An 11,877-nucleotide genomic window follows, 5' to 3' on the forward strand; every position below is an offset into this window, starting at 1 on the left:
TTCAACAACCGCTCCCGCGCCACCCACTGCCCCGGCAAAGGCACTATGCTCTGGCGGTGGGTGAGGGCGTTGCACCGCGCTCTCCTTACCTGTTTTCATTGCTGAAGAGTCCAGGCCAATGCGCATCCTGCTGATCGAAGATAACCAATCCCTGGCCGAGGGGATGGTCACCGCCCTGCAGAGAGGGGGCTATGCCGTTGATCACGCGGCCCGCGGCAGTGAGGGCATTGCTCTGGCACAGGCGGCGATACCGGATGTGATTATTCTCGATCTGGGCCTGCCCGACCTGGATGGTGTGGAGGTGTTGAAACGGTTGCGGGCAAAATCGATTCGCTCGCCGGTATTGATTCTCACCGCCCGCGATGATCTCCCTTCTAAAGTGCAGGGCCTGGATGCCGGTGCCGATGACTATCTGACCAAGCCCTTTGCGGTAGACGAGCTACTGGCGCGCCTGCGTGCTCTGGAAAGGCGCGGTGGCAGCGGTCTCAGTGCGGAAATCCTGATTGGCGATGTGGCCATTAATTTATCCAGCCATACCGTGGCTAGGGCTGGGCAGGAAATAAAACTGTCGCGACGGGAATTCAGCCTACTGCGTGCCTTGGCCGAGCGCCCGGGCCATATTCTCAGTCGCGAACAGCTGGAAGATAAGCTGTACAGCTGGGGCGAGGAGGTTTCCAGCAATACTGTGGATGTGCATATCCACAATTTACGCAAAAAAATCTATCCAGAGTTTATTCTGACCATTCGCGGCGTTGGCTACAAACTGGAAGCGGCTGGCGGCGCATGAAGTCTATCCGTATTTTTCTGCTGATCGCGTTGCTCAGCATCATCATGCTGGTCAATTTTGTCTCGGCGCTGCACGGCTACCGCGATACCATGGCGGAAGCGCAGCGTCTGTTTGACCGCCAATTAAGCGCCTCCGCCAGGTTATTGGCAGATATGCCGGTGGCAACAGGGGCCGAGCGGGTGGTGGCCCAGCCCGAGGCTATGGTGATGCAGGTGTGGTCTGAGGATAAGAAATTACTGGTGCGCTCCGCCGATGCCCCGAAGCAACCCCTCAGTGAATTTGCCGTTGGCTTTAAGGAAATAAATTTCTCGGGCTATCGTTGGCGCAGTCTCGCAGAATACTTTCCCGATAATGGCCACTGGATTATCGTTGCCGAGAGATCTGACCTGCGTTACCAACTGGCAGAAAAATTGGCGATTGCCGCAGTACTACCGATACTGTTGGGCCTACCGATTGCCGGGTTGCTGATTTGGTTTGTAGTGGGGCGCGGCCTTTCCAGTTTGCGCAAACTCGCCGAAGACCTGCACAGTAAACGCGCCGAAGACCTGACACCACTGTCAGAGGGTAGCCCCCCACAGGAACTGCTCCCGGTGGTGCAATCCATTAATGCGTTACTCGCGCGCCTGCAGGCCTCTTTTGAGCGCGAGCGACGTTTTTCCGCCGATGCTGCCCACGAACTGCGCACGCCCATCGCCGCCATACAGGTACACGCGCATAATCTGGAGAGTGATTTTAAGGGGGCAGGGCAAACAGTAATGCCCCAGAGTCTGGTCAAGCTGAAAGATAGTGTTCAACGTATGGCGCACCTGGTAGAGCAAATGCTGGATTTATTCCGCACTACACCGGAACACTACCCGGCGCGCTTTGAAATACTCAATCTTCATGCCCTGGCCCGAGAGGTATTGGCAGAGGAATACCCGATCTTTGCCCAGAGAAAGCAACAGGTAGAACTGCTGGGCGGTAGGGTATTTCTGCGTGGCGACCGCTTCGCACTGACTATTCTTTTAAAAAATCTCCTGCGTAATGCGGCGAAATACACTCCTGAGGAGGGTCATGTGCAAGTGAGTACCCGGTTAATCAGAGGGGATATTCTTCTACAAGTGGAGGATTCCGGGCCGGGGATTCCAGAGAAAGAGTACCCTAGGGTTTTTGAACGGTTCTACCGAGTGGGTGGCGACCGCCATCAGAGCACTGCCCCCGGTTGCGGATTGGGCCTTTCCATTGTGCAGCATATCGCACGCCTTCACGGAGCTTCAATCGAACTCGGCCAGTCACATTTTGGCCATGGGCTTTCAATAACCGTGCGTTTTAAAAAAGCAAAGGAGAGCAAGGATGCTTAGTTGCTTACAAGGGCGAAGAAAAAACTATAACAAGCAGAAAAAGAGTGGTGCCTTGGCTGCTGGCATTTGGATCTTGGTTTCAATTTTATTGAGTGCCTGCGCTCCAGATACCAATAAACCCACTGTGAAATTAGAAATCCACAACCATCTTTTTAACCCTTCAGAACTGATAGTACCCGCTGATACGGAGATTAAACTGGTGATCTACAATCGAGATGCCTCTCCAGAAGAATTTGAGAGTTACCAGCTCAACCGAAAAAAAGTGATCATGGGCAATAGCAAGGCAGTGCTATTTATTGGCCCTTTGCCCGCGGGAGAATATCTGTTTTTTGGTGAATTCCATCCCATAACGGCTCAGGGAAAAATTATCGCACAGTAGCGAAAGGCTTATGTTGTTAACCTCTGTAATGGTAGTACTGCGGGAAGTGTTGGAAGTGGCGCTGCTGCTCAGTGTGCTATTGGCGACTACCCGAATACTGGATCTTCGCGCCCGCTGGTTTTATATCGCGCTATTACTCGGTGGATTGGCTGCAATCGTCTATGGTGAAAACCTTGCGCGAGTCTCCCAGGCAATAAATGGTACAGGCCAGGAGCTGGTGAATGCCGGAATATTAATCATAATCTATATATTATTAATAATAGTCACCACCTTATTGTTACTTAACTGGCGTAAGCAGCAATACCATTTATCCATCATACAGGGCACTATGCTACTGGCTGTCACACTCGCGATTATGCGAGAGGGGTCAGAAGTTTATGTTTACCTCACTTCCTTTTGGCTGCACCCACCACTCTTACCCTCTGTAATAATCGGTGCATTACTAGGTGCTGGTATCGGCTATAGCTTAGGTGCATTGCTTTATTATTTTTTATGTAGCCTGCCACCAAAATATACTTTGGGGATTTCCTGTATATTACTCATCATCTTGGCTGCCGGAATGATCCTACAGGCTGCGCAATTATTTATTCAAGCAAATTTACTGCCTGGGCAAGAGCCCCTTTGGGATAGCTCCCAACTATTAAGGGAGGACTCAATCCCCGGACAGCTACTCTTTGCTATAGCTGGTTACGAAGCAACACCAACCCCTCTGGAAGTAATGGTCTACGCAGGCAGTATTTTTCTTATGCTGTGCGTGCTTGGGGGTGTTTATTATAGGTGTTCCAGAGATTAGCTAGTGGGCAGATAAGTTATTCCATGTGGGTTTATTTACGCCTTTTCTTATTGGGGGAATTCTCGTAAATATTGTCTTTCATTCTTATGGCCGAATCATCCGTGTTTTCAAATAACACATATTCGCGCAATCTTGCTTTGAGACAGAGTGTATTAAATTTTGCGGCTGGTGTGTGCTTAGTGTTCATAATATAGCTTGAAATATATAGGTCTTTTAGGCCCCATTTTAATCTACACATGGGCTTCCATTTTCATGGGATTAGTCCTCTCATGAACACTATCTCTCTATTAAAGTCTATTTTTGTCTGCACAGGGAAGAGCTGTCCCCTTAGGCCAATTAAGGTGGAGGGCAATATAGGAGATACACAGAGAACAACCCACTCAGGACCAAGATCCAGCGTGATATTAGCGATATATAAAGTTAGCAAGCTTAATCCTGCTAAAACAATAAAGATAACATAGTAAGAGTTTCTCTTAATAGTTACTGTGCCATCAGTGATGATACATTTTTTGGATAAATTCATGGTCTACTAACTACTAGAATTTAAAATATGAAGTCTTCTACATAGTGGTTTTATCGTATATTTTATAAATAAAAATATGTATCTGACACTGATAGGCTAGTCAGCATACCTTAACAGTTTATAAAATCATTAAGCAGTTTAACCTGCTAAATATGAACCCTGCCGCAATCTGAAATATATATCGAAGAAGTGCCCTTAAGTGTAATGGAGCTCCATAATCGTTTCATCGAACTCATCCTGATCTACGACTTTAAATCCAAAACGCTCGAAAAAAGGTTTCATGATGTCATGTCCCTCAACATAACAAATGGATATAGAATTAAAGCCTTCAAGTTTTTTTATTTCTGCTAATACGAGTTTCACTGCTTCTGAACCGTAGCCTTGACCTTGAAAGCTGATGTCAATCAATAATTGATCTATAAAAATTTCGTTTGGTTTACCATCCTCATGATTTGGGTAATATTGGATAAAGCCAATGGGCTTGTCTCCAAGATAAACGCCTCGATTGATATAATGATCATAAAACTTGGATGCGGCAATAGCTTCTGATGGAAGAGCTACATAGTTTTCCTGCTCTTTTTTGATGTCAAGGTCAATCATATCGACCCAGTTATCTCTTGTTATTTCTCGTAAGTTAATACTCAATGATATAAATCCTTTTTATATACAATGGGAAGATTAATGTTAATGTATAGAGGTGGAACACAGAGCAGTGAGTGCCTTTGTTCTACATTATTATGGGTTTACTTGAATCACTAGCTGCCGTTCTATGGTCTAAATACTTTCTTAGGCACTTGGCTTTATTGAGAGCTTTGCTTCTCAACTCGTAGTTATCACAAGCATATACATCAATTTTTTGAACAGGTAATAAGCTTCGCGAGAATTTCCTTGGCTTTCTTTTATCAGTGAAAGATTATAGATGGTTTCAGTCTTCGATTCAGAGATACAGTCATTTGTCTCATAAAATACATATGAGGCTACTATTATAAGTGGAGCCAAACAAATTAATACAAGAGTTCCATTCCTCATTATAATTTTCACCGTTGGTGCTGCCTGAGCAGTCCTCAAGGAGCCAGTAAGAACTCCAATTTACTGCCTGCGATTATTAAGTTTTTGTGCTCGAACATTCAGTTGGTAATCTCCAACGCTAGACAGCAAGCACACAACACCGCAAATGAAGGCGAAGAAGGCTAGAATCCAAAAAAAGACAGGTTGATCTTTGACTGTTAAAAGAATTTCTTCTGGACGGAAATTTCCCTTTGTTAGGAGGAATTTTCCATCCAGCACAAGCCAAGGAATTAGCCCTAAAAATATACCTGAAGCTATCAGCAAGTTGATAATTGGCGGCTGATGAGATTGCCTAGGGGCTCCGAATTCTATTAGTGCTTTCCAGTTCATATAAAATCTTAATACAGGGATAAGGTGGCGGTTTGGGTAATATTAACGCGTCGTAAACTTGTTCAGTGACGGGTGGAGCGTACTTCAGCGAATTTTTATATCTGGCCCAATACACAATCCATTTCTGTTTCCACAAGCCACGCCAGATCTATAAAGCGACTTACCTCAACAAATGTGCAAGCAGGCTTTATTGTAGAAAATAGCTCTCCATGTGCTTTTGCTGCTTCTTCCCAGCGGGATATATCGGTAAGCATGATGCGGGTTCTGATTATACCCGTCGGTTTTCCACCTGCTTCTAGTATGGCCTTCATCGAAAGCTCCAGACAGTACTTCGTTTGAGCATACACATCACCAATGTAAGCTGTCTGGCCATCCTTGATAGGTGCCGTACCAGAAACAGAAATTAGGTTTCCAACTCGGCACGCTCTGGAAAAGCCTATCGGCTCTTCCAGATGAGAACCTGAGGAGATTAGTTTTCTCATGTTTCCCTACTTGAGTAAAACACCCACTGTAACGCAGTGAGTACAGGCCTGTAAGGTCAAAGTTACTTCTGCACATTACAAGGAACGAACAGCGAATAGTTTTCTTATCGTAACAGTATTTAACCAAACAATAACAGATGCTACTGCAAATTGACCTAGCGAGTGGAGAAAGAGTTTCGGCCAGAAATCTATTTCCTCAGTTAACAGTGGGTGCCAAACATATACAAGAGTCAAGTTTCCTGGGAATAGAAATATCTTGTACCCAGGCATACCGCCGCCCCAGACATTCCAATTTAGCGCAAATGCAATGAGCCCAATTACTAACACTAAAGCACCGCCATAAATCGCGATGGTAGTCGACTTGAATTTACTCATCGTGCATCATATCCCTTAAAGTAGAGGTATGGTTTTGTGAGCGACCTGCTACTTATGATTTTTAGACAACTACTGATCGTGATTACCCAATTACTAATATGCCAAGCTTTTCAGGGGTCACTTTACTACACCAAAGTATTAGGTGCTCCCCAGCGTACAAAATATCTTTTGGGTCGAATCTACAATTATTCAGCTTTTTGTCTGCATCATAAAATTTGGTTACGTCACTTTCTGAAAACGACACGTTTTCTATTGTTTCAGCTAGAGTTTTTGCATGCCTATGGTCGATGATTGCAGTACTTCCACCACAATATTCCGAAAGCAGCCTTGCTTCCGGTAGTGAGAGGTTAAAAATTGATTCGGCTTTTTCAGAGAGCATCGAGTCAAAATCAATCATTACCATCCCCGAGTGTTGATATGTGCTTTCTTCCTGTGCGTACTTTTTCAGGGCATCAAACCATGGAAAGACCATTTCAGTCTTATGCTTGATAAAAGGAAGAAGTGGTTTCTTGCCGATTTTATGCTCTACTGGCTTTGACTCAACCAATGGTGTATTAATTTCTAATGTATCAATAGTCCAGAAAGTAGAAATTAGGCTCACGAAGTCACCTTTTGCTCAGCGCCTCTCATAACCGACAACTGAAGCGCAATTGATCTGTTGGTTAGGTATAAATTAAAGAGCGTCTCTTTATAGGGTTAACTGTAAACACCTTGAAAGATAATACTGTTGACAGAGGTAGTAGAAGAGTCACACGAGCACCACGAATTTTACCTGTGAGGAATAATATTGCAGCCGAAATAAATAGGAGCTGCGAAATAATGGCTGTGATATAGCAGTTAAAAATTACTCGATAGTTTCTATTCCTGTTTTTGAAAGCTTTATAAATGGTAAAAATTGAAAGTACTATAAATGTCAAAATGACTGTTTGGGTAAAGGTAAATGAAGCTATAAAAACATTCTTTATTGTTGAGAAATCCATGCGTACACCTAGCCTCTACTCATAGTGTTAACGTGAGGTGTAGAATCAAACCGTACCTTTATCGGTTGCAAAATAATATTGTTATATTTTTGAGGCATCAAAGTACTCATACTGGATTATACTAATTTTTACACCCAGTTCATTTGATATTAATTTAAACTGGTGTCCCACTGTTTTAGACGGATCTTTCAAGAATAACTGTGTAACCAAAGGTTCTTGAGTCTTACCATTGGCTGCAATATGCAAAGCGATATCACGAGAAAATTTACGAAATTCATCGGTTTCAAAAGCCCAGTCATCTGAGCAAGCAAATTCGATCATTACGCCTATCCGATTATGGTGATTATAGGTTTCAATAAATTTGGCCATATCAAATACTGTGCCTCAAGTACTGGTTGGTGAAGTTGATGGTTTTTTGAAAAAAAGCGGGCTGCTTTACCGAGCTTTCTTTCTCTGATTTGCTAACCGTTGAACTTACGACAGACTACTTTTTTGCTAGCCATATTTAGGCTGGAAATGATTTTATTTTTTGTTGGAGTCCTGTTTTTTATAGTTTTTACTGCATCTTCTTCAAACTCTATTTGATTTCACTGCATATTAAAATTACCCCCTTGTTCCGAGACTGGGTCTACTTATTGTTTTTTCATGTCCATGGTAAGTGGACTCTTTGAGAACTCTCTGCAAAAGCGTATCGAAATCTAGAGTAAGCTGTCTTGAGGAGGGTCCTTAATCTGCACATACCTCCACTTAACTGGTATGGAGGTATGCGCAAAAGCCGGTTAGGCTCCGATGTGAGATAGGCAGTGCCAAGCTCACGTGAAGCATTATTGCAGGTATCACGTGGTATTTGTGCCTAAATATCAAAAGAAAGCATTATTTGGAACATTGAGACGGGAGATCGGAGCGATATTTCGAGATTTATGCCGTCAAAAGGGTATTGAGTTTTTGAAAGGGAAATCTGCGATCCAGATAATTCGGAAGTACAAGTATGTACAGAGAAATTTTACAGGAAGACACTTTTGAGCTCGGGGATACTGCGTCAGTATAGTAGGGCTGGATGAGCAGATGATCCGAGAGTGCTTCAAGGATCAAGAAGCTGAAGAGTGCCGTCAAGAGCAGATGCAGCTGGGCGGAATTGTAAACAAGCCCCCTTTGAGGGCTTTCACCATACCACCCGCTATGCGGGTGGTTGGTGCTTGTAATTTTTTATATGATAAAAATTGTATTTAATGATCTTTCCATTTTTGTATGTAAATAAAGGGAATTTTTGTGGAAGAAAAAAACCGTTTGTTTTTTGAGCCTTGTGGGTCAGCGCCAACCAAAATGGGGCTATTATTTTGTACCACACCTCCTTTTAACCATTCCCCATTTTGAGCCACATGGATATTATTAATCCATAAGTGCACCTGACCATTGCCATCATATGCACCAATGATATGATAAGCATCAGTATCATTTAAGTTCGTCACAGGATAACTAGCATAGTAATACTTTGAATTTACTCTTACTGCAAAACGTAGCACTGTTGTGGATATTCCTGGTGGATTATGTAGCTCTAAGCCAAATCCTCCATTGTCTGTTTTACTGATTAGGCTACTAGTTTCTCCATCTGGTAAATCAAGATGATCAAAATTGACAACAGTGGCGAGAAAATAACCCTCTCCTGGATTATTATCGGCATCATAAAACGTAATTGCATCTTGTTCGGATGCTCTGAAAACTACAGAAGTTCCATAACGATCTTCTCCCAAGCCAAGATACTCCACATAAGGTATACCATCGAATGGTATCGTTGAAGAGGCATTAACGCTTATATTGTAACCATCAATAGAATTTTTCTTATAAAGTAAAGTGTCTCCGTCCGCTCTCTGATTGTACCATTGAGCTAAAAGAAGCCCATTATTATCACTGATAACCTTGCGAGCCTTATCGAGATCGTAATCAACTGTCATTACATCTACATCTTCCCTCATTGCAGCAATATAAACCTCCCCAAAAATTTTGGGTATAGTATAGGTGCTAACTAATAAATTCAGGGATTTGGCATAAGAAATAAATGAGTATATGTTTTTGCTTCTATACTCAAATTCTACACCATGAAAGCCACTGTTTTTAGCTGCGAGTATTTTATCTTGTAATCCTTTTATACTATTTGCTTCTTGGTTACCGAATAGCTCGCTAAGCTTAATATACGGCCGTAGATGTGAAAATTTACCATTTAATAATTCGTTCACTCTCTTAAGGTGATGCCTTCTATCGTTGAATGCTCTAATAAAAACAGGTCTTTTAAATGAGCCATAGCCTCTAAGATCGAGAACAGAAAGTAGATTCTGAGCAATGTCACTTTCCTGAGAATTTTCTTTGATTTCAATAAATAGTATTTGATCTCCACTTTTAAGTGTTGGATCAAGGAGTACCGTATCTAGCGGGGCGCCTTTCTCATCCGTAGTATTATCATGGTCAACTCTAACTATGCCATTATGCTCGATAACATCTAATTCAATCATATCTGCACCCAAAAGTTGGGCTTCGTGAATTTTGCCAATAGTTTTTTGTGTGCTTTCGCCTGCATTAGATGATTTTATGTAACAATTGTGGCAAGAAATTGCAACTTTCTTACCATAGGGTGTGACAGCTATATTTCGATTTAGGTCCTGCCAAAAAGAATTATTATTTGCAATAGATTGAGTCGTATATATTGTAAAGAATAATAAGGTGCTAATATAAATAAATAAATGCTTATTCACAATCAATAATATTTCCATGTGTTAAATTGTAGATTTTTGGTTGGCTTATTGTTATTTGATTTCCTGATGTCCCATGCAGTTAAATATATTGGAAGCTGTGACTCCGCCTTGAATGTCGAGATCGGTAACTTCATCAATAACGATATTACCTACAGGGCAGCCCTCATTAAAAAGTTGTGCGTCGATTAGTAGTTCATTTGATTGAATATAAGAGTCCGAGAATCTGGAGACTGAGATCCCCATATTTGTATTTGTTCTTATGCCTGCTGTCGTATTATGATGAACTGATGCACTTGTTCCATAATCGGTATTGCTCCCAAACCAAGGTTTAGTTCCGACACTTAAAATTACTCCAAAATGTGAAGAGCGACTTGACCAAACTTTATTGTATGAGATATCGGTGCCAGAAAAATTAAACTTCGCATTGGAGTCAAAGTTCGATAGTTGATCAATAACAATTCCACCATATGCTGAATTCCCAGCGTTAACAATACTATTTGCATAAATAATAGATTGTTGGGTTGCGTTACCTGACCTAAACACTACGATTCCCACATCGGTTGCATCAATAATATGATTTCCCGTAACATAAGTATCTTCGCAGGCAACACGAATTCCATCGGTATAGACTCCACCTGAATAATGCTCTGCGCTGTAGGAAGTTATTAAGTTATTTAAGATACTTAAGTTTTTGCAAGGATTTAATTCTGCTGAGCCCCAAGAGGAAATATTTGCACCTCCTGATGAATTTGAAACTCTGTTGTTTGAAATTGTAATGTTGTCGCTAGTGTTTGTACCATTATAACGTCTTACGTGAATATTTAATTTCAGCCCATCTGGTGTGTAGCGATCCCATTGCCCATCAACCCAAATGCTGGATAAAGTGCTGCCAGACAAAGGGATAATCATGGCAGTGTTGCTGTTAGTATTTCTAATTAATCTTGCCATTTTAGCATAATGATCAGCGCTTGGGTTACCAATAGTAGTCAAATGAATGTTTTCTGGGATGATTATTGGCTCATTAACTAATACTACTGCACGCTCTTCAAGAAAAACAGTAGACCCTGGTAACGCATTATCCAATAATTTTTGTAGCTCCGAGCTTGTACCGCCGGAAAAATAATTATTGCGTGTTGTAGGTGGCTGGATTACAGGGTTTGTTCCCCATCCTTCCAGTACATTATTGCATAAAGTTACTGTTCTTGAATTGGACTCGGTAAATGCAACGTTGAGAGTATCCGTAACGAGTTGACTCCAAGATGTTCCGCTATTTAGATTTTTAAGGTCTCTAAGGTAGTTTCCAAGAAGTGGTTCCATACTATATACGCTACGGTGAAGAATTAGCACTTTATCTTCATAGCTATAATTTTTATTTATGAATTCATCAGAGGTCAAAAATCCATATGCAATTCCTCGCAGTCTTGGTGCGTTACAAGTATTTTCAGAAAAGTGTATGTTAATGTAATGATTCCACCCATTTGTATCTGGAGATCGACCTAGTACTTCAGAGTATAATTTTGCAATCCATTGTGTTGGTACATCAGCGATTGCGTTATTAGTAGAAAGTAATATGATAAGTAAAGCGCAGGTTTTTTTTGTCACTTATATTCCTTAGATTAATTCCATTTTCTGTTGAATGGTAAAGTATAAGCTAAATCGACAGCATAAACGACACGCGCCGGTCTATCAAAAATTCCAATTAGTCCCAGTAATTTTACACTTTTCGTAGTAGGGTATTGATGTGAAATATCGCATCATCAATATAGCTCTTTGACGGTTTGCCAATTCTCATTCCTTTCGGAAAAGAGTATGGTTTTATTCTACTGTGTGCGGATATACCAAAATACATTCATTTGGCTAGATCCTTACACTTCTTTCCACTCATCAAGTCAGACAGACACATGCCGATCTGCAGAGCAGAAGAATTTACTACGATAGGTGGCGAAAACCAGGTACAAGAAATGGCCAATAAGACTACAGTGCTATTTTTCATTTAAATATTCTTAAGAGCTTAATTTAGCCTAATTTTTTATATGGTGATCATAACGGCCACTATTATCCTGATTGCTATTT

At 41.8% G+C, this 11,877-nt stretch carries 12 protein-coding genes and 1 pseudogene; 5 read left to right on the plus strand and 8 right to left on the minus strand.

The genetic code is table 11. The features are described from left to right. Positions 1–118: 118 nt before the first annotated feature. From ACJJIC_RS05345 to ACJJIC_RS05360, 4 genes are read left to right on the plus strand one after another with little or no spacing between them, the layout of a single operon-like run. Positions 119–787 (plus strand): response regulator, encoded by a 669-nt coding sequence (locus ACJJIC_RS05345; protein WP_444910642.1) that lies wholly within the window; start codon positions 119–121, stop codon positions 785–787. Beyond that, complete coding sequence (locus ACJJIC_RS05350) at positions 784–2,127, plus strand: ATP-binding protein (protein WP_444910641.1); 1,344 nt, start codon at positions 784–786, stop codon at positions 2,125–2,127. Before ACJJIC_RS05345 ends, ACJJIC_RS05350 begins: the two co-directional genes overlap by 4 nt. Then, entirely contained in the window at positions 2,120–2,506 is a 387-nt protein-coding gene (locus ACJJIC_RS05355; RefSeq protein ID WP_444910640.1) for a cupredoxin domain-containing protein, read from the plus strand. Before ACJJIC_RS05350 ends, ACJJIC_RS05355 begins: the two co-directional genes overlap by 8 nt. A 10-nt stretch (positions 2,507–2,516) precedes the next feature. Then, positions 2,517–3,299 carry an FTR1 family protein gene (locus ACJJIC_RS05360; protein WP_444910639.1) on the plus strand — a complete coding sequence of 261 codons (783 nt, stop codon included), beginning with the start codon at positions 2,517–2,519 and terminating at the stop codon, positions 3,297–3,299. 718 nt (positions 3,300–4,017) lie between these two features. On the opposite strand, the gene ACJJIC_RS05365 is transcribed toward ACJJIC_RS05360, so the two are convergent. The 6 genes from ACJJIC_RS05365 to ACJJIC_RS05390 all read right to left on the minus strand — a co-directional run bounded on the left by ACJJIC_RS05365 (position 4,018) and on the right by ACJJIC_RS05390 (position 7,378). After that, positions 4,018–4,467, minus strand: coding sequence for a GNAT family N-acetyltransferase (locus tag ACJJIC_RS05365; RefSeq protein ID WP_444910638.1), 450 nt, complete (start codon positions 4,465–4,467; stop codon positions 4,018–4,020). A 444-nt stretch (positions 4,468–4,911) separates the two neighbouring features. Continuing rightward, on the minus strand, positions 4,912–5,220 hold the full coding sequence (locus tag ACJJIC_RS05370) for a hypothetical protein (protein ID WP_252083487.1): 309 nt from the start codon (positions 5,218–5,220) through the stop codon (positions 4,912–4,914). A 95-nt stretch (positions 5,221–5,315) separates the two neighbouring features. Beyond that, a complete protein-coding gene (locus ACJJIC_RS05375) occupies positions 5,316–5,702 on the minus strand; it encodes a Rid family hydrolase (RefSeq protein WP_444910637.1) in 387 nt (128 codons plus the stop codon). A gap of 75 nt (positions 5,703–5,777) precedes the next feature. Beyond that, a complete protein-coding gene (locus ACJJIC_RS05380; RefSeq protein WP_444910636.1) occupies positions 5,778–6,077 on the minus strand; it encodes a hypothetical protein in 300 nt (99 codons plus the stop codon). An 82-nt stretch (positions 6,078–6,159) separates the two neighbouring features. Then, positions 6,160–6,678: a hypothetical protein gene (locus ACJJIC_RS05385; protein WP_445356562.1), complete on the minus strand. Its 519-nt coding sequence runs from the start codon at positions 6,676–6,678 to the stop codon at positions 6,160–6,162. A gap of 460 nt (positions 6,679–7,138) precedes the next feature. Beyond that, on the minus strand, positions 7,139–7,378 hold the full coding sequence (locus ACJJIC_RS05390; RefSeq protein ID WP_445356563.1) for a hypothetical protein: 240 nt from the start codon (positions 7,376–7,378) through the stop codon (positions 7,139–7,141). Positions 7,379–7,873: 495 nt separating this feature from the next. Here ACJJIC_RS05390 and ACJJIC_RS05395 point away from each other — a divergent pair. After that, positions 7,874–8,185: pseudogene (locus ACJJIC_RS05395) on the plus strand (transposase); the annotation flags it as partial. Between the two features lie 98 nt (positions 8,186–8,283). Here the strand turns inward: ACJJIC_RS05395 and ACJJIC_RS05400 are convergent. Continuing rightward, the gene (locus tag ACJJIC_RS05400) at positions 8,284–9,804 is read right to left on the minus strand and encodes a hypothetical protein (protein WP_445356564.1); all 1,521 of its coding nucleotides are present in this window, start codon (positions 9,802–9,804) and stop codon (positions 8,284–8,286) included. A 51-nt stretch (positions 9,805–9,855) separates the two neighbouring features. Then, complete coding sequence (locus ACJJIC_RS05405; protein WP_445356565.1) at positions 9,856–11,406, minus strand: hypothetical protein; 1,551 nt, start codon at positions 11,404–11,406, stop codon at positions 9,856–9,858. Positions 11,407–11,877: the final 471 nt, after the last annotated feature.

This window comes from Microbulbifer mixtoriginis (SeqCode) (genome assembly GCF_052468275.1).